The sequence below is a fragment of the Micromonospora sp. NPDC005299 genome (assembly GCF_042872345.1).
GTDB lineage: Bacteria > Actinomycetota > Actinomycetes > Mycobacteriales > Micromonosporaceae > Micromonospora.
Genome location: NZ_JBIAKG010000005.1, coordinates 56,247 through 76,076 on the forward strand (window position 1 = coordinate 56,247; position 19,830 = coordinate 76,076).

At 70.8% G+C, this 19,830-nt stretch carries 16 protein-coding genes and 1 pseudogene; 10 read left to right on the plus strand and 7 right to left on the minus strand.

The genetic code is table 11. The features are described from left to right. Positions 1-92 precede the first annotated feature (92 nt). A complete protein-coding gene (locus tag ACFYPD_RS16105) occupies positions 93-2,147 on the plus strand; it encodes a PQQ-binding-like beta-propeller repeat protein (protein ID WP_387113512.1) in 2,055 nt (684 codons plus the stop codon). Positions 2,148-2,258: 111 nt separating this feature from the next. Here the strand turns inward: ACFYPD_RS16105 and ACFYPD_RS16110 are convergent, their stop codons facing one another. Then, a complete protein-coding gene (locus ACFYPD_RS16110; RefSeq protein ID WP_387113514.1) occupies positions 2,259-4,181 on the minus strand; it encodes a hypothetical protein in 1,923 nt (640 codons plus the stop codon). A gap of 202 nt (positions 4,182-4,383) precedes the next feature. Between ACFYPD_RS16110 and ACFYPD_RS16115 the strand changes: the two genes are divergently transcribed. Then, the gene (locus tag ACFYPD_RS16115) at positions 4,384-6,627 is read left to right on the plus strand and encodes a PQQ-binding-like beta-propeller repeat protein (protein WP_387113516.1); all 2,244 of its coding nucleotides are present in this window, start codon (positions 4,384-4,386) and stop codon (positions 6,625-6,627) included. Between the two features lie 65 nt (positions 6,628-6,692). On the opposite strand, the gene ACFYPD_RS16120 is transcribed toward ACFYPD_RS16115, so the two are convergent. Then, complete coding sequence (locus tag ACFYPD_RS16120) at positions 6,693-7,526, minus strand: hypothetical protein (RefSeq protein ID WP_387113518.1); 834 nt, start codon at positions 7,524-7,526, stop codon at positions 6,693-6,695. A 117-nt stretch (positions 7,527-7,643) separates the two neighbouring features. On the opposite strand from ACFYPD_RS16120, the pseudogene ACFYPD_RS16125 reads away from it, so the two are divergent. Beyond that, a pseudogene (locus tag ACFYPD_RS16125) lies at positions 7,644-8,094 on the plus strand (DDE-type integrase/transposase/recombinase); the annotation flags it as partial. A 277-nt stretch (positions 8,095-8,371) separates the two neighbouring features. On the opposite strand, the gene ACFYPD_RS16130 reads toward ACFYPD_RS16125, so the two are convergent. Further along, entirely contained in the window at positions 8,372-9,094 is a 723-nt protein-coding gene (locus ACFYPD_RS16130; RefSeq protein ID WP_387113520.1) for an N-acetylmannosamine-6-phosphate 2-epimerase, read from the minus strand. Continuing rightward, positions 9,091-9,990 carry an ROK family protein gene (locus ACFYPD_RS16135; protein ID WP_387113522.1) on the minus strand — a complete coding sequence of 300 codons (900 nt, stop codon included), beginning with the start codon at positions 9,988-9,990 and terminating at the stop codon, positions 9,091-9,093. Before ACFYPD_RS16135 ends, ACFYPD_RS16130 begins: the two co-directional genes overlap by 4 nt. A 519-nt stretch (positions 9,991-10,509) precedes the next feature. Here ACFYPD_RS16135 and ACFYPD_RS16140 point away from each other — a divergent pair. Beyond that, positions 10,510-10,929 (plus strand): hypothetical protein, encoded by a 420-nt coding sequence (locus tag ACFYPD_RS16140; protein ID WP_387113524.1) that lies wholly within the window; start codon positions 10,510-10,512, stop codon positions 10,927-10,929. Further along, positions 10,926-13,376 carry a hypothetical protein gene (locus ACFYPD_RS16145; RefSeq protein WP_387113526.1) on the plus strand — a complete coding sequence of 817 codons (2,451 nt, stop codon included), beginning with the start codon at positions 10,926-10,928 and terminating at the stop codon, positions 13,374-13,376. Before ACFYPD_RS16140 ends, ACFYPD_RS16145 begins: the two co-directional genes overlap by 4 nt. 421 nt (positions 13,377-13,797) lie before the next feature. Here ACFYPD_RS16145 and ACFYPD_RS16150 read toward each other — a convergent pair whose 3' ends face one another. After that, on the minus strand, positions 13,798-13,929 hold the full coding sequence (locus tag ACFYPD_RS16150; RefSeq protein ID WP_387113528.1) for a hypothetical protein: 132 nt from the start codon (positions 13,927-13,929) through the stop codon (positions 13,798-13,800). Between the two features lie 310 nt (positions 13,930-14,239). Between ACFYPD_RS16150 and ACFYPD_RS16155 the strand changes: the two genes are divergently transcribed. Then, positions 14,240-14,743 (plus strand): hypothetical protein, encoded by a 504-nt coding sequence (locus ACFYPD_RS16155; protein WP_387113530.1) that lies wholly within the window; start codon positions 14,240-14,242, stop codon positions 14,741-14,743. A 100-nt stretch (positions 14,744-14,843) separates the two neighbouring features. Here ACFYPD_RS16155 and ACFYPD_RS16160 read toward each other — a convergent pair whose 3' ends face one another. Together ACFYPD_RS16160 and ACFYPD_RS16165 are read right to left on the minus strand one after the other, a co-directional pair. Beyond that, positions 14,844-15,161, minus strand: a complete 318-nt coding sequence (locus ACFYPD_RS16160) for a hypothetical protein (RefSeq protein WP_387113532.1) — start codon at positions 15,159-15,161, stop codon at positions 14,844-14,846. A gap of 232 nt (positions 15,162-15,393) precedes the next feature. After that, positions 15,394-15,558 carry a hypothetical protein gene (locus ACFYPD_RS16165; RefSeq protein ID WP_387113533.1) on the minus strand — a complete coding sequence of 55 codons (165 nt, stop codon included), beginning with the start codon at positions 15,556-15,558 and terminating at the stop codon, positions 15,394-15,396. 152 nt (positions 15,559-15,710) lie between these two features. Between ACFYPD_RS16165 and ACFYPD_RS16170 the strand changes: the two genes are divergently transcribed. Genes ACFYPD_RS16170 through ACFYPD_RS16185 form a run of 4 tightly spaced genes read left to right on the plus strand, consistent with a single transcriptional unit; the run spans position 15,711 to position 19,804 of the window. Further along, the gene (locus ACFYPD_RS16170) at positions 15,711-16,952 is read left to right on the plus strand and encodes an ABC transporter substrate-binding protein (protein ID WP_387113535.1); all 1,242 of its coding nucleotides are present in this window, start codon (positions 15,711-15,713) and stop codon (positions 16,950-16,952) included. 55 nt (positions 16,953-17,007) lie between these two features. Beyond that, the gene (locus tag ACFYPD_RS16175; protein WP_387113537.1) at positions 17,008-17,907 is read left to right on the plus strand and encodes a carbohydrate ABC transporter permease; all 900 of its coding nucleotides are present in this window, start codon (positions 17,008-17,010) and stop codon (positions 17,905-17,907) included. Beyond that, on the plus strand, positions 17,904-18,803 hold the full coding sequence (locus tag ACFYPD_RS16180; protein WP_387113538.1) for a carbohydrate ABC transporter permease: 900 nt from the start codon (positions 17,904-17,906) through the stop codon (positions 18,801-18,803). Before ACFYPD_RS16175 ends, ACFYPD_RS16180 begins: the two co-directional genes overlap by 4 nt. Further along, positions 18,800-19,804 carry a hydroxyacid dehydrogenase gene (locus ACFYPD_RS16185; RefSeq protein WP_387113540.1) on the plus strand — a complete coding sequence of 335 codons (1,005 nt, stop codon included), beginning with the start codon at positions 18,800-18,802 and terminating at the stop codon, positions 19,802-19,804. The genes ACFYPD_RS16180 and ACFYPD_RS16185 overlap by 4 nt, the downstream gene beginning before the upstream one ends. Positions 19,805-19,830 lie beyond the last annotated feature (26 nt).

Consider the following 19,830-nt stretch of genomic DNA (forward strand, 5'->3'; position numbering starts at 1 on the left):
CCCCCGGGGCGGGCCTCATCGAGATTCCGGTACTGACCGTCACGGCTCGGCCGCCGGCTCCCCGGCGGTCGCTGGAAGAGAAGCAGGCGCCCATGACGAACCGCCGCACGTTGCTCCGCTCCGCCGTCGCCCTCACCGCCGCGTCGGCCCTGCCCCTCGCCTGGACCGCGAACCCCGCGACCGCAGACGTCGCCACCGGCGATTTCGCCGCAGCCGGGGTGGCCGTCGACCCCTTCGGCATCCCGCTGCGCGACGTACTGCTCATCGGTGGCACCGTCGCCCCCGGCCCCACCGGAAAGCCGGTGCTCTGGTCCGCGGTGTCCGGGGAGCCGGCCCGGCTGGCCGCGATCGACCCCGCGACCGGCCGGACCGTCTCCGCCCAGGACCTCACCGGCGCCCCCGGCTCGTACGCGGTGGCCGCCGCGCCCGACGGCACCGTCTACGTCGGCGCCTACAACACCGGTGACCTGTATCGCCGCCGGCCCGGCCCGGACAGCCCGGTGGAGAACCTCGGCCGGCCGCTGACCTCCGAGACGTACATCTGGCGGATCGCCGTGGATGACGCGGGTGTCGTCCACGGCGGCACCTTCCCCGGCGCGCGGGTCTTCGCCTACGACCCGGCCACCGGGACGACCCGCGACTACGGCCAGGTGCTGCCCGGCGCCCAGTACGTGCGCAGCCTCGCCGTCACCGCCGACAAGATCTACGCCGGCACCCAACCGGACGCCCACCTGTTCGAGATCGACAAGGTCACCGGCGAGCGCCGCGAACTGCCGCTGCCCGAGGGCCTGGGCGACGGCGTCGGCCTGACGGTCTACGACCTCAACGTCCACGACGGCCGCGTGTACGCGCGGTTCGGCTCGGCGACCAATGGCCGGCTCGGCGTTTACGACATCGCCGGGCGGCGGTGGACCGACCTGATCGACGACGTCGCCGGCTTGGACGTCTCCGCGCCCGGCCCCGGCGGCCTGGTCTACTTCACCCGCGCCGGGCGGCTCACCGGCTACCACCCAGGCAAGCGGACGTTCACCGACACCCCGCTGGTCTTCCCCGGCCGGGTGGTGAACAACCGGGGCATCGGGTGGGTGACGCTCCGCGACCGGGACTGGCCAGGGCGAACGCTGGTCGGGCTGCTCTGGCGCGGCGACATGTTCCGCTGGAACCCGGTGACCGGGCGGGCCGACGTGGTGCAGACCGACGTGCCCGGCGGGCCGATCCCGATCGCGGCGCTGCACGTCGGCCCGACCGGCACCGTCTGGGTCGGTGGCTACCTCAACGGCGGCTTGGCCCGGGTGGACCCGGACACCGGCATGTCGACCTTCCAGCGGTTCGCTCAAGTGGAGAGCGTCCTGGAGTCCGGCGACCGGGTGTGGCTCGGCGCGTACCCGGACTCCCGGCTGTACCGGTACGACCCGGCCGCGCCGTGGCACAGCTCCGAGTACTCACCCGGCCTGCCCGGCAGCGCGGACAACCCGGCGAAGCTGCTCGACCTGAAGTCCGCCGACCAGGTGCGAGCCCGGGCGCTGACCGACGCCGGCGACAAGGTCGCATACGGCACCATGCCCAACACCACTCTCGGCGGCGTGCTGGCCATCGTGGACAAGGCAACGGGCGCGTCGCGGGTGCACCGTCCGGTGGTCACCGACCAGTCGATCGTCAGCCTGGCCCATGTCAACGGCCTGCTCGTCGGGGGCACCTCGATCTCCGGTGGGTACAGTGTGCCCCCGCCCACCCAGACCGAGGCGACGCTGTTCGGCTGGGACGTCGCCGGCGACATCAAGATGTTCGAGTTCGTGCCGGTGCCGGGCGCGACGGCGATCCCGGCGCTGACGCTGGACCGCACCGGGCTGCTCTGGGGCCTGGCCGGCGGCCAACTCTTCGCCGTGGACCTGGACACCCACTCGGTCGTCCAGCGCCTCCAACTCGCCCCGGGCGTCGCCGACAGCCGCGGCAAGCTCGGCTACGACGCCCCGCGCCACCTGCTGTACGTGTTGGTACGCGGCGAGCAGGTCGTGCAGGTGGACCTGGCCACCGGCGCCACCCGGCAACTGCTGAAGCAGCCGGCGGAGTTTCTCGCCGTACACCCGGACGGCCGGCTCTTCCTCGGCGACGGCGAGCACCTCTACCGGGTCACCGTGACCGGCTGACAGTCGCCGGCCCGGCGGCGAAGGCCGGCGCCGGCTGCGGGCGGACCAGCGCAGGCAACGGGCCGGCAATTCCCCCTCGGGATCGCCGGCCCGTCGTCACGGGTGCGAGCTCTACAGCCGGATGCGGACGAGGTTGCGGCCGCGCAGGGCGTACAGCGCCGTTCCGTCCGGAGCGGCGGTGAGCAACGCCCCACCGCCGTACCACTCGGCGTTCAGGCCGGTCACGAAGGGGGTCACCGACATCGTCGCCGGGTCCAGCTTCCAGACGTCCCGGCCGTTCGTGCCGTAGATCGTCGCGCCGACCTGCACCAGGGTGCTCTGCCCGGACGCGACCGTGGTGGTCGCCACGACCTGGCGGGTCCGCTGGTCGACGGCGAAGAGCACACCGGTCTCGGTGAGGCCGATGATCCGGTTGCCGGTGACGACCAGGTCGACGACCTGCTTCGCGCCGGGGACGGGAGTGATCTCCCAGGTCTTCGTCCTGGTCGCCAGGTCGACGCCCGCGAGCCGGGCCTCGGTGGCCCGGGGCGTGGTGCCGAAACCGCCGTTGACGCTGCTGCCCAGGAAGGCAGTGCCGTGCTTCACCGCCACTGACCGGATCGACTGGTCCGGGATGACGTCGCGGTGCACGTCCAGCGCCCCGGACCGCGGGTCGTAGAACGACACCGCGCCCCCGTAGCGGCCGTAGTCCGGTTCGGTGCCGACGACCAGCAGCTTGTCGGCGGGGGACCAGGCCGCATCGAGCGGCCGGGTCTGTTCCTCGCCGATCGCGGCCACCCGGCGCGGGTCGCCGCCGGGTGCCATCCGGAACAGGTACGCCAGCGTGTACACCGACATCCAGATCTCGCCGGCGACCGGGGTCATCGCCTTCGCCTCGCCGGGCAGGAACCGGCGGGTGGAGGTGCCGGCGGCCAGGTCGTGCACCTGCACGCCGGCCTTGCCGGAGACGTACACCCGGGGGCCGTCGGTGGCGATGGCCATGGCCAGTTCCGGCGCCGGCGGCATACCGGCCTGGGTCAGGTCGACGCCGGTCAGCTCGCCGGTGGTCAGGTCGTAGGTGACCACGCTGTTGGTGACCACGCCGCGCAGCTGGTCGCCGGTGACGAAGAGCCGGCCGAAGGAGGCGCCGTCGTAGGGCACGGCCAGGGTGCTGAGCTGCCCGGTGTCCCGGTCGTAGCGGCGCAGCGTGCCCGACGGTCGGGTGCCCACGTAGACGTCGTTGCGCTCGGGGTCGATGGCGATGGCGGTGATGAAGCTGTCCGGCGTCTGCACGACCTCGTAGTGCGACGGGTCCGCGGTGTCGATCAGCAGCATGGTGCCGGTGGGGGAGAGGGCGGCGGCGAGGAGGCCGTCCTTGAGGGCGAGGGTGCCGACGAAGGTGCGGTCGGCGAACTCGGGCGGCAGGATCTCCCGCTTCGCGCCGGTGGCCCGGTCGATGGCGATCAGGTGGGCGTGCGCCCCGACGCCGGCGTAGATGGTGGTCGCGTCGACGGCGATGCTGCGCACGTACTGCTCACCGGGGACAGCGATGCCGTAGTCGCGGGTGGCGCCGGTGGCCGGGTCGTAGGAGAAGACCCGCCCGTTCGGGTAGGTGCCGCCGTAGATCACGCCGTCGGGCGCGGTGTCCATGGCCCAGATGTACCGGTCGGGGGAGACATCGGCGACCTTGGTGACCCCGGTGCCGGTGGTGTCCACCCGGTACAGGTCCCCCGGCTCGTAGGTGCCGACGTACAGGTCGGTGCCGACCGCCGCGGTGGCCCAGGCGCCACCGCCGGTGGGCAGTTCGTAGCGTTGGTTCACCCGCTGTTCGGCCAGGTCGTAGCCGCCCACCACGATCGGCGACACACCGCCGGTGGCCGTGTAGATCGTGCCGTCGATCAGCTCGGAGCCGTTGACGGAGGTGACCTCGGAGGCGGGCCCGAGGTCGGTGACGGTGCCGGGTGGGGGTGTCTCGGCGTGGGCGGGTCCCGCCGGGACCGCCAGCATGGCGGCGGTCAGTGCCAGGGCCGCGGTCAGCGCGGTACGTCGCAACACGACCTCCAATTCTAGGTTTCGGTCAGGGCTGTAATCGATAGAAGGGCATCACGTCGAGCGCGTCGTGTCGAGCCCCGGAGTGCAAATTCGTCATCGACAGCGAGTATCGATCGGCGGCTCTGGAGTTCCGGACGCCACCGTAATAGGGTGCCGGCAATGTCGAGCGTGGAGGTCGCCCGTGTCGTCGTTCCCTCGTAGCCTCGTGCCCGCCGCCGTCCTGGTGCTCGCCGCCGCCCTGCTGCCGGCCGCCGCCCCCGCGTCCGCCGCCCCGGCCGCCCCGACGCCCGGCGCCGTCACCGACTTCGGTGTCCAGCAGACCGCCCTCACCGTCTTCGAGGCCCACTACGGCACCGGCGCCGGCGACCGGCCGGTCGTCTACGGAGTCCAGATGGGATCGCCCGGGGTGCTCAGCGTGACCGACCCGGTGACCCGGGAGCTGTTGGACACCGCCTACCTGCCCGACTCCTCCGGCGCCTGGGGGATCACCCAGACCGGTGACGGCACCGTGTACGCCGGCAGCTACCCCAACGCCCACCTCTACTCGTACGACCCGCAGACCCGGGCCACCGTCGACCTCGGCGCCCCGGTGCCCGGCCAGACCGTGCTCTACGGCCTGCGCCCCGGCCCGGACGGCCGGGTCTACGGCGGCACCTATCCGGGCGCGCACGTCTTCTCCTACGCCCCGGGCGAGGGGTTCCGCGATCACGGCCGGATGTACCCCGGCGAGCAGTACGTCGTCGACGTCGCGGTGGACCCCTCGCGCGACGTGCTCTGGGCGGCGGTCGGCACCGCCGGCCACCTGGTCCGCCTCGACCTGGGCACCGGGGAGAAGCGCGACATCTGGCCGGAGGCGCTGCGCGGCGACGCGAACTACCCGTACGACATCAACCTGGTCGGCGGCAAGCTCTTCGTCAAACGCAACAAGCTCCAGGCGCTGGTGCTCGACCCGGACACCGGCGCGGTCCTGGCCGACGGGTTCACCATGGGCTCGCGCGGCACCTCAGCGCTGGCCCCCGACGGTCGGTCGGTCTACTTCACCTCTGGCACCGAGCTCTGGCGCTACGACCTACCGACCGACACGGCCGGGCCGGTGCGCGACGCAACCGGGGCGCCGGTGCGCAGCGACGGCGCGGGCATCGGGTTCGGCTTCCTCGACGGCCGGCTGTACGCCGTGATCGGCAACTACGGCGGGCAGGCGCTGCGCTACGACCCGGCCACCGGGGCCAGCGAGCGGTACCGGCTGCCGTTCCCGCCGCAGGCCCTGGACATCAACACCATCACCGCCGGCCCGGACGGCCGGATCTGGACCAACCTCTTCATTAACGGGAACCTCGCCGTCCTCGACCCGGCCACCGGCACGGCGACGAACGTGGGCCGGCTCGGCCAGGCCGACGGCTTCGGCTGGCAGGGCGGCCTGATGTACCAGGGCGTGTACCCGTACGGCGGGGTGCTGGTGTACGACCCGGCCCAGCCGTACCGGCTCGGCACCAACCCGCGCGAGCTGTTCCGGTTGCAGCCCGACGGCCAGAACCGGCCGATCGCCTTCACCTCGGCCGGCAGCCGGGTCTACGTCGGCAGCACCCCCGACTACGGGCTGTGGGGCGGCGCGCTGACCGTCTACGACACCGCCACCGGCGCCCGTACCACCCGGCGGAACATCGTCGCCGACCAGGGCGTGATCAGCCTGGCCGTGGTCGGTGACCGGCTCTGGGCGGGCACCACGATCAGCGGCGGCGGGGGCACCGTGCCGCGCGCCACCGAGGCGAAGGTCTTCACCGCCGACCTGGCGACCGGTGAGAAGACCGCCGAGTACACCCCGGTGCCCGACGCCGACGCCATCACCTCGCTCGTCGCCGGGCCGGACGGGATGATCTGGGGTCTCGCCGACGGTGAGGTGTTCGTGCTCGACCCGGCGACCGGCGTGGTGACCCATCGCCTCGACGTACCGGGTCGCTCCTCGGGGGTGGCCGACGAACTCGTGGTCAGCGCCGCCGATGAGCACGTCTACGCCTCGCTCGACGGTTACCTGCACAAGATCGATCCACTGTCGAAGGACGTCCGGATCGTCCGAGACGCGCAGACCTACCGGCTGACTCAGGACGGCCAGGGCAACCTCTGGTTCCGCGACGGGGTCAAGGCCGCCAACGGTGCGGTCCAGTACGGCGCGCACCTGCTGCGGTACGTGCCGGAGCCGGACGACTGTCCCCGATCCGACCTGCGGGCCCAGGTGTACGCGGGCGTCGGGACCGGCGTGCCGAACCGGTACGCCGAGCGTGGCTGCACGGTGAACGACCTGATCCGGGACGAGGCGCACTGGGACAGCCATGGGGCGTTCGTCGCGCACGTCGCCGCGGTCACCGGCGGCCTGGTCGACGTCGGCTTGCTCAGCGGCGGCGAGCAGGACGCGATCGTGGCGGCGGCCGGACGCTCCGGCGCCGGCCGGTAGCCGGCCACCGACCCGGCCCCGCTTTTCCGTCACCAGGGGGAGAGCGGGGCCGCGTCGGTCCGGGCTCAGCCGACCGGTTCGGTGGCGAGTTCGACCCGGGCGCCGCCGGCGAGCCGGCTGTGTTCCGCCGCGAACGCCATCCGGTGACTGTCCAGCGACTCCCATGGCCCCGACCGCACCGCGGAGCGGTCGCCGGTCGCCACCGCCTCGACGAAGGCCGCCATCAGCCGCATGTCCCCGCCACCGTGGCCGGACCCGGCGTCCGCCCCGCCGCCCCGGGTGTCGGTGGTGACGGTGGCGCCGGTGACGAAGCCGGTGACGCTGACCTGCTCGCCGTCGCCCTCCAGGTAGCCCTGCGTGCCCATGATGCGGGTGCGCCGGTGACCGCCGGGGGTGAAGGCGCTCATGGTCAACGTCGCGGTCGCCCCGCCGGCGAAGGAGACCGTGACGCTCTGGTGGTCGGCGACGTCGTTGCCGCCGGCGTAGACACACCGCCCGTACGGGCCGTCGCGCAGTGCCGCGGTCGCCCCGTCGGGGGTCGGGTCACGGGTCACGACCGACAGGGGCCACTCGTGCCGGTCCGGGTCGGCGAGGCAGCTGCGGTAGAAGCGGGCGCCTGAGTACGGGCAGCCCGACTCGACGGGGCAGTCGAGGCAGCGGTCGGCAGCGGTCGGCGGCGCCGGCCGGCCGGTTGCCGCGGTGGAAGTGGTGCAGTCCGCCGCCCGGCGAGGTCGCCGGCGCACCCGCACACCGAACGCAACCGCGAACCGCTCGTCCACGAACACCTCACCCAGCTGGTCACGCATGCTCATCGGCAGGCTGCCCTTGGGAAACGCCGCCCTGGCCACCAGCATCGTCTGCTCTGGGACCTGCGCCAACGGGCGCGGTTGCAGCGACATCAATCATCCGTCCTACGGCCGCGAGACAGGGGTAGAACGACCGCAACACAGATCATTTAGACAGACCAGCACCAGCACGAACCCGCCACGGCGTGTCATGAATTCGGCAACAGGGTCGAGACGTACGTGAAGGTCAACGGTGTGGCGGTACGTGTACCGGGCAGTTGACCAGTACGGGCAGGTCATCGACGTGCTCGTCTCTGCCCGGCGGGACGGTGATGCGGCCCGACGGTTCTTCCGCCGTGCGCTATCGGCGTTGAAGGTGACACCCAGCGAGGTGGTCACCGACGCCGCTGCGGTTTACCCGGGGGTGCTGGAGGAGCTGATCCCGTCCGTGTGGCACCACGTCGAGCAGTTTGCCGATAATCCGATCGAGGCTGATCACAGCTGGCTCAAACAGCCTTTGAGACCGATGCGCGGGCTGCGGACCGATGAGACAGCACAGGTGATTATTGCCGGACGCGCCTTCATGCAGAACCTACGACGAGGCCACTACGAACTCGGAATCGACGCCCCGCCGGCTACGCGGCTCGCTACGGCGTTCACCGAACTCGCCCAGGCGATCTGACCACGGATTCGACACCGGTTTGACACCTCCGCCGATCCCACAATGCAACGGCGCCACGAGGCGCGGGAGTCCGAGCTTCAGCGGATCGTTGACGCCGGTGCGGAACTCGACCGGGCGGTGAAGCGGGCTGAGCAGACGAAGGGCGCCGACCATGAGGCGGCAATCGGGGCCAGCGCGATGCGGAGGCGATCCGGTTCAGCACGGCATGCGTCACGGCTGGAGTTCGTCGCCGATGCGATCTCCGGCCTCGCCGCGGCACCGTCCGGCCCACCGCCGATTACCGCTGACCGGGTTGCCCGCACCGCGGCGGTAAGCCGGCTCCGCGAGGGGTGGCCGAGGTGAGACGGCGGGTAATCCACAGTGGTGAGGTTATAGCGTTGCCCATCACGACGGCCTGTGCGCCGGCGTCGAAGGCCTGCTTGATCTGCTCCGCCGTGCGATAGCGGCCTTCGGCGATTACCGGCACCGACAGTAGCTCGGCGAGTCGCGCCACGAGCCCCAGGTCGGGTCCGTCTATTGCGGGGCTGTCTGAGGTATAGCCGGACAGCGTGGTGGCCACTGCGTCGGCGCCGGCATCGACCGCGGCTATGCCCTCCCGCAGGGTGGAGACGTCGGCGAGTACCAGGGCGGCGGTGTGGGCGTGAACGGCGCGCACAGTGTCGGCGAACATCCTCCCGTCCGGGCGGGGCCGGTCGGTGGCGTCAACGGCGACGATGTGCGCCCCGGCTGTGGCGACTTGCACTGCGTGTGCCGGGGTTGGGGTGATGAACACGCCGGCGGTGCCGTGCTTGACCAGGCCGATCACAGGTACTGCGACGGCGGCGCGTATGGCGGTGATATCGGCCAGTCCGTTGCCGCGGATGGCCACCGCACCGCCCATCGCGGCCGCGGCGGCGACTCGCGCCTGCAGGTAGGGATTGCGCATCGGGTCGTCGGGCTCGTCGGGCAGTGGCTGGCACGACACCACCAGGCCACCGCGCAGGTCCTCGAAGAGCGTCACTTGTCCTCCATGGCTAGTCGGGCGGCCCCGATGGCCACGGCGCCGTCGCCCAGTGCGGCCGGCAGCAGCGGGACGTCGGCCCAGGCGGGTAACAGCTCGGCGGCGTATGCCCTGGTCGCGGCGGGGAACAGCGCGGGCGCTGCCCCGCCGGCCACGATGACCGCCTGCGGGTCGAGCAGCGCGACGAGTCCGGCCAGCGCGCCGCCCAGCGCCTCGCCGGCCAGGCTGAGCACCCTCCTCGCCATGCTCTCGCCGGCCTCGGCCCGGGCGGCGACTTCCCGCCCGGTCACTCGCTCGCCGGTGGCCAGAGCGTACGCGGCGCCGAGCCCGGTGCCGGAGGCGAGCGCTTCCAGGTGTCCGTGGCGCCCGCAGCCGCAGCGCAACCGTTCGGCACCGGGAACTGGCAGGTGTGCGACCTCGCCCGCCGCACCGTGGGCACCGTGTTCGACGCGGCCGTAACGGATGAGGCCAGCGCCGAGGCCGGTTCCGACGGCGACCAGCAGCAGGTGCTCGCGTTCGCGCCCCGCGCCGGTCCACGCCTCCCCGAGCGCGGCGGCGTTGACGTCGTTGTCGACGCTTACCCGCCGGTTCAGTCGTGCGGCGAGTTCGGCAGCGATGCGGGTGCCAGCCCAGCCCGGCAGGCTGTCGGTGGCGTACCGGACCGTGCCGGTGGCCGGGTCCAAGGTGCCCGCGGCACCGATGCCGACGCTCGTTCTCCGATCGCCGCTTAGCTGCCCGGCGAGTCCTGCTGCGGTGTCGAGCACCGCCCTGGGGCCCTGCCGGGCGGGCGTCGGGGCCTGGGCGCGGCCCAAGACGTTCCCGGTCGGGGTCACCAGCATGGCGATCGTCTTCGTGCCCCCAATATCGATGCCGATGTACGCCGTGTCCTGGGGCATCAGCGTCTCCAGCAACGCGGCGGGGTCGTCCGGGTGGTGCTGTCGATCATGGCTTCCCCTCTTCACAGGTGCCCGGGCGGATGGTTATCTCGCGGTGCGGGTGTTAACAGCGGTCGTGGTCATCGGTGTGGTGCGGCAGCAGCGGGCCATAGGTCCAACTTCTGGTTCACGTTGCTGAGAACCCACTATCGGCCCGGACCGTAAATTACGCTACAGCGGATCAGAGGCGTGTGCCGCCTGTCGTGAGTTGTCCAACGTGCCGTCGTGCGCCCATCCGAAAGAAGCGACATGGGTGCTCGTAGCGGCAGGGCGCTACCACGACAGGCGACCGGCACGGACCCGGGTCGTTTGTCGGCCGTGGGGTGTGCGAGAGGCCCGAGGGGGCCGTGCCCGAGGATTTCGAAGCCTCGTGCGAACCGGCGTGCCTCGACGTGCTGACCATTCCGTACGCGCGCTTCTTGACGGCTCCACTGTGGCTAAGTTACGGTCAGGGCCGTTACTGCGGAGGTGCCTACCCAGATGCGCACGGTGGCGGAGCTGGAACGGCGGCTGTCCCGGCCGCGCGAGGCGCTCGTGGTGGATCCGCGCAAGCGCGACGGAAACATCCTCGACTCGGGTGCGGGCGGCAAGCTCAGCCCCAGCCTGGTCCGGCTGGCGCTGCAAGGGGGCGGCCGCCGAGGAGGCGCTGCCCCGCCGGTTCAGCCCGCCGAACTCGACCGGGTACTCACGCCTACCCGCACCCCAACGACCACGACTTCGTCGCCACCCACCTCGACCGCTGGCTCACCTGACGGGCATCGGCGAGCCGGTTACCCGCATGCTCGGCCAGCCGGCTTCGTAAAGGCTTTCTGGTCCGGTTACCTCCGCAGAAATTGCGGTCCGCACAGCAATACCAAAGACGGACGACCTCACGGACAGGCGCTGGAGGAACAGGCATGACAAGAACCAGGTCACGCATCGCGGCCGCATTCACCGTTGGCGGGCTGCTCGCCGGCTTCCTCACCGCGACGGCCGCGCCGCAGGCGGCACTCGCCGCCCCGCCGTCCGGTCCCGCTCCGATCGTCGGCGCCGAGGAGGACCTGGGCCACGCCATCAACTCCCGGGTGCTCTCGCAATATCAGGCGCAGGGTGTCGACCAGGAGGGGCGGCCTCAGGCGTATTGGGTAACGGCTGGCAACAGCGAGATCCCGGCGATGTTCCAGGTCACCGACATCAGGTCGGGCAAGGTGGTTTTCGGCCAGCGACTGCCCTCCGGTACGGGCAGTTGGGCGGTGACGTTCGCCAAGCCCCAACGCGCCGTGTACTTCGGGATGACAAACGGCAGCGTCTACACCTGGGCGCCCGGCGATACCGCGGTGACTTCCCTGGGCACCCCGTTCCCCGGCGAGCAGATCTGGCGGATGGCCGCGGCACCTGATGGTGTCGTCTACGGCGGGACCTACCCGAGCGGGAAGCTCTTCTCCTACGACCCGTCGACGAGCCGGTTCACCGACCACGGCCAGATCATCGCGGGGGAGACCTACGGCCAGTCGCTCGCGATCGATGAGGACTACGTGTACTTCGGCACCAAGCCGAACGCGAAGTTGGCCCGCTTCGATCGCAAGACCGGCGACGTGCAGCACATCGCGCTGCCCGCCCGGTACGCGGACGAAGAAGCCGTGTATGACATGACGCTGGCGGGCGACTATCTGTTCATCCGACTCGACCATTCGAGCGATCTTCTCGTCTACCGGCTGAGCGACGGAACCGTCGTGAACACTATCCCGGCGATCTCCGGCCGGATGGTGTCCGAGCCCGATCCGACGGGCCGTTACGTCTACTTTCGGATCGTGGCCGACGGCATCGTCCAGTACGACCTGCAGACCCACACCTACTCTCCGGTCGGGTGGAAGCCGAACGCGCTGCCGGGCAGCTGGGAGTGGATCGACCTGGCTGACCCGGCGTGGCCGGGCCCGACCCTGTCGATGACGTACTACTACGGCCGGGTTTACCTGTGGAACCCGCAGACCCACGCGACCCGGTATATCGGCGAAGAGGACCTGGAAGGTGCCCCCAACCCGATCCAGGCGATGGGGACCGGGCCGGACGGAGCGGTCTACATCGGTGGGTTCCTGTCGCCGCCGGGGATGGCGAGGTTTGATCCCGAAGACGACGCCATGACGCTGCTGTCCGGAGCTGGACAGGTGGAGGGGTTTGGTAGTCAGGGCGACCACCTGCTGTACGGGCGCTACCCGGACGGCAACCTGCTGGCGTTCGACACCACCAAGCAGTGGGCGTACGGCACCAATCCCGTGCCGAAGGCGATTCTCGGCGACGAGCAGCAACGGGCGCAGGCGTTCGTCGACCTCGGTGACCAGATCGCGGTGGGCAGCATCCCGCGAGCCGGACGCCTGGGCGGGGCGCTCAGCTTCTGGACGCCGTCCACGGGCGAGGTCGAGACGTATCGCGACATCGTGCCGCAGCAGAGCGTCGTCAGCCTCGTCGAGCACGATGGGCTGCTCATCGGGGGCACCTCGATCAATGGTGGGTACGGCATCGAACCCTCCGCCAGCGAGGCCGAGTTGTTCGTGTTCGACCCCGATACCAAGCAGGTCGTCGAGCGTGTCGTCCCGGTGTCCGGGGGTTCTGCGGTGAACGCCCTTGTTGTCGATGCGGCGGGCACCGTCTGGGGCCTGTCGGACGGGACTCTCTTCACCTTCGATCCGGGGACCCGTACCGTGAGGCGAGCCGAACGGCTGTTCCCGAACGTGACGACCATGTACGGCCATGAGCGCGGTCTGGTTCTCGCCGAGGACGGATTCCTCTACGCCGCGATATCCGACAGCCTGTGGCGTATCGATCCGGTGACGTGGCAGACCTCCGAACTCGCCTCCGGCCGGGTGGCCTTCCTCACCAAGGGCGGGGACGGCAATCTGTACTACGGCCGCGTGTCGCGCCTGTACCGGTGGAACTTTGCGCTCAAGGCCGTCTGCTCCCGCATCATTAGGGGCGAGTACTCCGGGCAGCTCAAAGTCGAAGCGGGGACGACGTGCCTCAGGGACGCGAACGTAGGTGGGGCGGTGTCCGTCGGCAAGGGGGCCGACCTGGTGGTTCACGACAGTGTCATCAGGGGTCCCGTGCGGGCCGAGGGAGCGGCGGGCCTGGCCATCCACGACAGTTCAGTCAGCGGGCCGCTGTCCGTCATTGGTACCTCCGGTGACTTCACGCTTGTCAAGTCCTCGATATCCGGGCCGGTGACCGTCGTCGACGGCCGAGGACCGTCCCTACTTCGCGGCAACGTGATTCGCGGACGACTGGAATGCACCGGCAACGATCCCGCGCCGCGCGATGATGGCGAGCCCAACCAGGTGACCGGGCCAGTGCAAGGGCAGTGCGCGGACCTCTGACCGGACGTCGACCACGGCCGGTGCTCCGAATCCCACCCGGGGCACCAGCCGTGGTTCGTTCTGCGGACGCCGTACTCGTTGTGCACTTGCTTGCCTCCACGCATCGTCCGTGGCCTCGGCCGCTGGTCGCGTCGCGCGGGGTCGGCGGGGGCAGCCCTCACCGCCACTCGATCATCTTGAGCACTGACGTGAGGTCGTACACAGTGTGCGAGACATACCCGCAGCGCGATCCTGTGCCCGGCGGTCGCCTGGGGGGTGGACGTTCGTGTCCGTACGCCGGTGGGGCCGGTGACCAGAAGGGGACACCGGCCCCACCGGGCGCGTCGCCCCGGATCAGGCCGGGCGGCTCCGGACGGGACCGCGTTCGCGCAGAACGATCACCCATCGAGCTTCGCACGCCCGTCAGTCGCGGACCCGTCGGTCACAGCTCGATCCGGACCAGGTCGCGCCCGCGCAGCGCGTAGAGCGCCGAGTCGTCGGGGGCAGCGGTGAGCAGGGCCGAGCCGGCGTACCACTGGGCGTTGAGCCCGGTGACGAATGGGGTGACCGTCATCGACGCCGGATCGAGCTTCCAGATGTCCTTCGCCGGTGGTGCCGTCGATCCCGTCGCCGACGGCGACGAGCGTGCCCTGGCCGGCGGCCACGGTGGTGGTCGCGACCGCGGTCCGGGTCCTGGGATCGAAGGCGGAGAGTACTCCGGTGTCGGTGAGCCCGTAGATCGGGTCGCCGGTGGCGACCAGGTCCACGATCTGCTTCGCACCCGGTACGGGGGACCATCTCCCAGGTCTTCGCCCTTGTGGCGAGATCGAAGCCGGCCAGCCCGCGCCTCGGTGTCCCGGGGCGTGGTGCCGAGCCCGTTGTCGATGTTGCTGCCCAGGTACGCCACCCCGATCGTTGCGCTCGGGTACGCCGGCGGCCTGGTCGTCGGGGGCACGTCGATCCACGGCGGCTACGGCGTACCTGCCCCGACTCAGCGCGAGGGGGTGCTGTTCGGGTTCGACCCGGTCGCGGGCGTGAAGGTGTTCGAGACCGTGCCGGTACCGGGCGCGCAGCAGGTCGACGTCCTGGTGACCGAGGCGGACGGCGGAGGGTGGGGTCTGGCGGGCGGCGAACTGTTCGCGTTCGACGTCGTCTCGCGGAGGGTGAGCCGCCCGGTCACGCTGCCGGCCAGGGGCGGGCGGCTGGCGTACCACGCCGGCACCGACGCGTTCTACGTCCTGGTCGCGGACACGCTGCTGCTGGTCTGGCGGGCGGATCTGGCCGCGATGACCGTGCTGCGGCAGCCGGCGCAGTCCCTGGCCGTGCACCCCGACGGCCGGGTCTTCCTCGGCGACGGCCCGAAGGTCTACCGCCTGCGGGTCACGTGATCCGCAGGCGCCGCCAATTCGCCCGGTTCGGCAACGACGCCGGGCGTTGACTGGTACCCCGATCCCTGGTCCGAGAATCCCGACACCGACCGTGGCAAGGCTACGGTCGGTCGCTGGGCCTGGTGGCCGGGATGCGGTCGAGCGCGAGCGGGATGCCGCCGGCGAGGCGGCTGCGTTCGGCCGCGAACGCCATCCGGTGGCTGTCCAGCGACACGCGCGGGCCCGAGCGCACCGACGACCGGTCGCCGGTGGCCACCGCGTCGACGAAGGCGGCCATCAGCGCCATGTCACCGCCGCCGTGGCCGGAGCCCGCGTCGGCTCCGCCGGCCCGGGTGTCGGTGGTGACGGTGCGGCCGGTGACGAAGTCGGTGACCGTGACCTGCTCGCCGTCGCCGTCCAGGTAGCCGTGGCTGCCCATGATCCTGGTCCGCCGGTGCCCGCCGGGGGGTGAAGGCGCTCATGGTCAGTGTGGCGGTCGCGCCGCCGGCGAAGGTGACCGTAACCGTCTGGTGGTCGCCACGTCGTCGCCGCCGGCGTAGACGCACCGCCCGTACGGGCCGTCGCGGAGCGCGGCGTGCACCCCGTCGTCGGTGAGGTCGCGGGTCACCACCGACAGCGGCCAGGCCTGACGCTCGGGGTCGGCGAGGCAGTCACGGTAGAAGCGGACGGCCGAGTACGGGCAGCCCGCTGGTGCGGTGTCCGGGGCGGGGCTCGGCGACCGCGACGACCCGGGCCCGCTGCGGGTGCCGCTGCGCGTAACCGGCGGAGGTGCTGCCGCGGTTGCCTGCGCCGACCACGGCCAGGGAGACGGTCATCTGAACCCCTCGCTGTTACGGATATGGATCAGTCTGGTGACTGACCGGGCGAGCAGTAACGATGCGACCTCGGGATCTTGCTAACCCTAGTATCGGCCCGGACCGTAAGTTAATGTACTGCGAACCAAGCACCCCTGGAAGAAGGATGCGAGATGCGTGTTCGTAAGAGCCTGTGGGCCGTCGCGATGGCGCTCGTTGCCGCGCTCGCGGCCACCGGCTGTGGTGGGTCCGGCTCCGGCGACTCCGGCAAGAAGACCGTTACGATGTGGATATACCCGGTAATTTTGGACGAGGCCACGCACCGGGCCTACTGGGACGAGACCGCCAAGGCGTTCCAGGCGGCCAACCCCGACATCGAGGTCAAGACCGAGATCTTCCCGTGGGCCAACCGGGACCAGGCTCTGGCGACCGCGATCGCCGGCAACAAGGGCCCGGACGTCGTCTACCTGATCCCCGACCAGCTGCCCAAGTACGCCCGCAACATCGAGCCCGTCGACAAGTACCTCGACGACGCGGCAAAGAGCGACTACCTCGAGAACGTGGTGCGGTCGGTGACCATCGACGGCAGGATGATGGGCGCCCCGATCCTGACCAGCGCCGCCACCCCGCTGTGCAACAAGAAGGTCTTCGAGGCGGTCGGCCAGGAGACCTACCCGACCAGCTGGAACGACCTGCTCGCCATGGCCCCCAAGTTCAAGGCCAAGGGCTACGACGTTACCGCGTACGCCGGTGACGTCAAGGAAACCTTGAACCAGACCTTCTACCCGCTGCTCTGGCAGGCCGGCGGCGACGTGTTCAGCCCCGACGGCAAGTCGGTCGCCTTCAACAGCGACGCCGGCAAGAAGGCGCTGAAGTTCGTCAAGCAGCTCGTCGACGGCGGCTACGTCGACAAGAGCCTGCTCACCACCGCCCCGCCGGCCGAGCAGACCCGGATCGCGCAGAACAAGGTCGCCTGCGTCTACCACCTGCCGGTGACGCAGCTCGAGAAGTTCTGGGGCAAGGACAACGTCAAGGTCATCCCGCATTTCACCGAAACCAAGCAGATCGGCTACGGCACGGTCGGCTCGCTCTCCATGCTCAAGAACGCCAAGAACAAGGACGCCGCCGGCAAGTGGATCGCCTTCGCCACCAACGCCGAGAACACCAAGAAGTATGACCTGGCCTCCAGCTTCTTCTCTCCCAAGAAGTCCACCGGCGCCCTCTACGCCGCCGACCCGGTCCTCGGTGAGCAGGAGAAGCAGGTCAGCAGCTCGACCGTGGGTCCGCTCAACGAGAAGGCACGGGACGTCCAGGGCGTGCTCGCCCCGGAGATCCAGGCCGCCCTGCTGGGCAAGAAGCCGGTCGAGCAGGCGCTCGACGACGCGGCCAAGGCCGCCGACCCGCTGCTCGGTTAGCGCTGACGCGGCTCGCGGTGGGCCCTCACCGCGAGCCGCACAGAAAGGTTGTCAGATGGTTGCACTCCCGGCGCGCCGTAACCGGCGCGTACGCCGACCGTCGGCCCGCGAGGCCGGGACGGCGCTGCTGTTCGTCCTGCCGTTCCTGCTGCTGTTCGCCATATTCCGGTTCGGCCCGGCGATCGCCGGGGTGGTCCTCGGGTTCACCGACTACAGCGTCGGCGGCGAGACCAGTCTCGTCGGGCTGGAGAACTTCGGCCGCCTCGTCGACGATCCGACCTTCTGGTCCGCGCTGTGGGTGACCGTCACCTTCACTGCGCTCTCCGTACCGTTGTCCATGCTGGCGTCGCTCGGCATGGCGCTGCTGACCCGCCGCGCCTTCCGCGGCACCAAGGTCTTCCGGTCCATCTTCTTCCTTCCGGTGGTGACCAGCCTGGTCCTCGCCGGCGTGGTCTTCACCTGGGTGTTCTCGGAGGGCGGACCGTGGTCGCGGGCGATGGGCGCGCTCGGCCTGCCCGACGGCTCCTGGCTCGCGGACAGCGCCCTGGTGATCCCGGCGCTGGTCCTGGTCTCGGTCTGGTCCCGCTTCGGCTACGGGATGCTGATCCTGCTCGCCCGCTTGCAGGACATCCCGGCGGAGCTGGAGGAGGCCGCGCTGACCGACGGCGCGTCGGCCTGGCAGCGGTTCCGGTACGTGACGCTGCCCCTGCTGCGACCCGCCCTGTTCTTCGTGGCCATCATCGAGACCACGGTGTCGTTCCAGGTCTTCGACATGATCTACGTGATGACCGGCGGCGGTCCGGTCCGATCCAGCTACAGCCTGGTCTACCTGCTCTACGACCAGGGCTTCAAGTACTTCGACCTGGGCTACGCCAGCGCCGTCGGCGTCGCCCTGTTCGTGATGACGATGGTCGTGGCGCTGATCCAGCGGCTGACCCTCGGGAGGGAAGAATGACCGACGTTCTGCGGCCGCCCACCGCCCCCGCATCCCCAGCGACCCGGCCGCGCCGGACCCGCCGCCCCTACCACGTCGGTCGGGCCAGCCGCGGCTGGCTGGTGGCACGCACCGTGCTGCTGCTGGTCGGAGCGGTGGTCACCCTCTTTCCCTTCTACGCGATGGTCGTGCTGTCGTTCAAGCCGACCGGGCCGGTGACCTTCCCGGACAGCCTGCTGCCCTGGCCGTTCTCCACCGAGGCGTACGACCAGGTAATCGGCGCCAAGAGCGTGCTGCGCTGGATGGCGAACACGCTCGTCTACTCAGTGGTGTCGGTGGTCGGCGTGCTGCTGTTCGCCTCCATGGCCGGCTACGCCTTCGCCAAGAAGCGGTTCCCCGGCAAGGAGACGATGTTCTGGTCGTTCCTCGCGATGCTGATGGTGCCGTACCACGTCACGATGATCCCGACGTTCATCATCATCTCCGAGCTGAACGGCGTGGACACCTACTGGGGCATGATCGTGCCGACCCTGGCCAACGCCCAGGCGGTCTTCCTCATGCGACAGTTCATCGCGTCGCTGCCCGACTCGCTGTTCGAGGCCGCCCGGCTCGACGGCTGCTCCGAGTGGCGGGTCTACGTCGCGATCGTGCTGCCGCTGATCAAACCGATCCTGGCCACGCTGGGCGTCTTCGTCTTCCTCTGGCACTGGAACGACTTCCTGTGGCCGCTCATCGTCGGACAGAGCCTCGACATGCGGACCCTCACCACCGGCATCGCCTCGCTGCAACAGGAGAACGTGCCGCTGAACATGCTGCTCGCCGGGTCGGTCGTTGCGTTCGTCCCGATCTTCATGGCGTACCTCATCGGGCAGCGCTACTTCCAGGAGGGCGTCAGCACGTCAGGGATCAAGGGGTGAGCGTCATCGCGGTGGCGGCGTCGCCGGAGGTCCGCGAGCTGTTCTTCGACGCCGACGCGTGGGCGGCGCTGCGCCGGCTGGGGGAGATGCGGCTGCCGGCCGACGGCGCCGACGTCGGCGACGAGAGCGTCGTGGCCCGGCTGCTGGGCGACGCCGACGTCGTCGTCACCGGCTGGGGCTGCGCGCCGCTGTCGGCGGCGGTGCTCGCCGCCGCGCCCCGGCTGCGGCTGCTCGCGCACACCGGGGCCAGCGTGAAACCGTTCATCACCCCCGCCAGCTTCGCCCGGGGCGTCCGCGTCACCCAGGCCGGCGAGGCGATGGCGTACGCGGTGGGGGAGCAGGCGCTCGCGCTGACCCTCGCCCTGCTGCACGGGCTGCACCGCTTCGACCATGCACTGCGGACCGGGGTGGACTGGGCGACCGCGAAGGCCGCGCCGCCCCGGCGGGAGCTGCGCGGGGCGGCGGTCGGGGTGATCGGCGCGTCCCGCACCGGCCGGGCGTACCTCGACCTGGTGCGGGCGCTCGGGGCGCGGGTGCTGGTGGCCGACCCGTACCTGTCCGACGCCGAGGCCGCGACGCTCGGGGTCGAGCGGGTCGCGCTCGACGACCTGCTCGCCCGCAGCCTCGTGGTGTCCCTGCACGCGCCGGTGCTGCCGGAGACCGTGGGGATGATCGGCGCGCGCGAGCTGGCCCGGATGCCCGACGGCGTGCTGCTGGTCAACACCGCCCGCTCGGCGCTGGTCGACGAGGCCGCGCTGCTGGCCGTGCTGCGCTCCGGGCGGATCGACGCCGCGCTGGACGTGTTCGACGCCGAGCCGCTGCCGGTGGACCATCCGTTCCGGCGGCTGCCGAACGTGCTGCTGACCCCGCACGAGGCGGCCGGGACGGTCGGGTCGCGGCGGCGGGCCGGCGACATCGTCATCGCCGAGATCGACCGGTTCCTGCGCGGGGAGCCGCTGCGCCATGAGGTACGACTGGAGCACCTCGATCGCACAGGCTGAGCGGGGCTGACCTGCCCTGGCGCGGC

Bases quoted from the DNA above. Each gene is read 5' to 3' on its own strand.
- ACFYPD_RS16105 (WP_387113512.1), top strand. From the start codon at position 93: ATGACGAACCGCCGCACGTTGCTCCGCTCCGCCGTCGCCCTCACCGCC.
- ACFYPD_RS16120 (WP_387113518.1), bottom strand. From the start codon at position 7,526: ATGTCGCTGCAACCGCGCCCGTTGGCGCAGGTCCCAGAGCAGACGATG.
- ACFYPD_RS16135 (WP_387113522.1), bottom strand. From the start codon at position 9,990: ATGCCCCAGGACACGGCGTACATCGGCATCGATATTGGGGGCACGAAG.
- ACFYPD_RS16140 (WP_387113524.1), top strand. From the start codon at position 10,510: ATGCGCACGGTGGCGGAGCTGGAACGGCGGCTGTCCCGGCCGCGCGAG.
- ACFYPD_RS16145 (WP_387113526.1), top strand. From the start codon at position 10,926: ATGACAAGAACCAGGTCACGCATCGCGGCCGCATTCACCGTTGGCGGG.
- ACFYPD_RS16150 (WP_387113528.1), bottom strand. From the start codon at position 13,929: ATGACGGTCACCCCATTCGTCACCGGGCTCAACGCCCAGTGGTACGCC.
- ACFYPD_RS16155 (WP_387113530.1), top strand. From the start codon at position 14,240: ATGTTGCTGCCCAGGTACGCCACCCCGATCGTTGCGCTCGGGTACGCC.
- ACFYPD_RS16160 (WP_387113532.1), bottom strand. From the start codon at position 15,161: ATGGGCAGCCACGGCTACCTGGACGGCGACGGCGAGCAGGTCACGGTC.
- ACFYPD_RS16165 (WP_387113533.1), bottom strand. From the start codon at position 15,558: ATGACCGTCTCCCTGGCCGTGGTCGGCGCAGGCAACCGCGGCAGCACC.
- ACFYPD_RS16170 (WP_387113535.1), top strand. From the start codon at position 15,711: ATGCGTGTTCGTAAGAGCCTGTGGGCCGTCGCGATGGCGCTCGTTGCC.
- ACFYPD_RS16175 (WP_387113537.1), top strand. From the start codon at position 17,008: ATGGTTGCACTCCCGGCGCGCCGTAACCGGCGCGTACGCCGACCGTCG.
- ACFYPD_RS16180 (WP_387113538.1), top strand. From the start codon at position 17,904: ATGACCGACGTTCTGCGGCCGCCCACCGCCCCCGCATCCCCAGCGACC.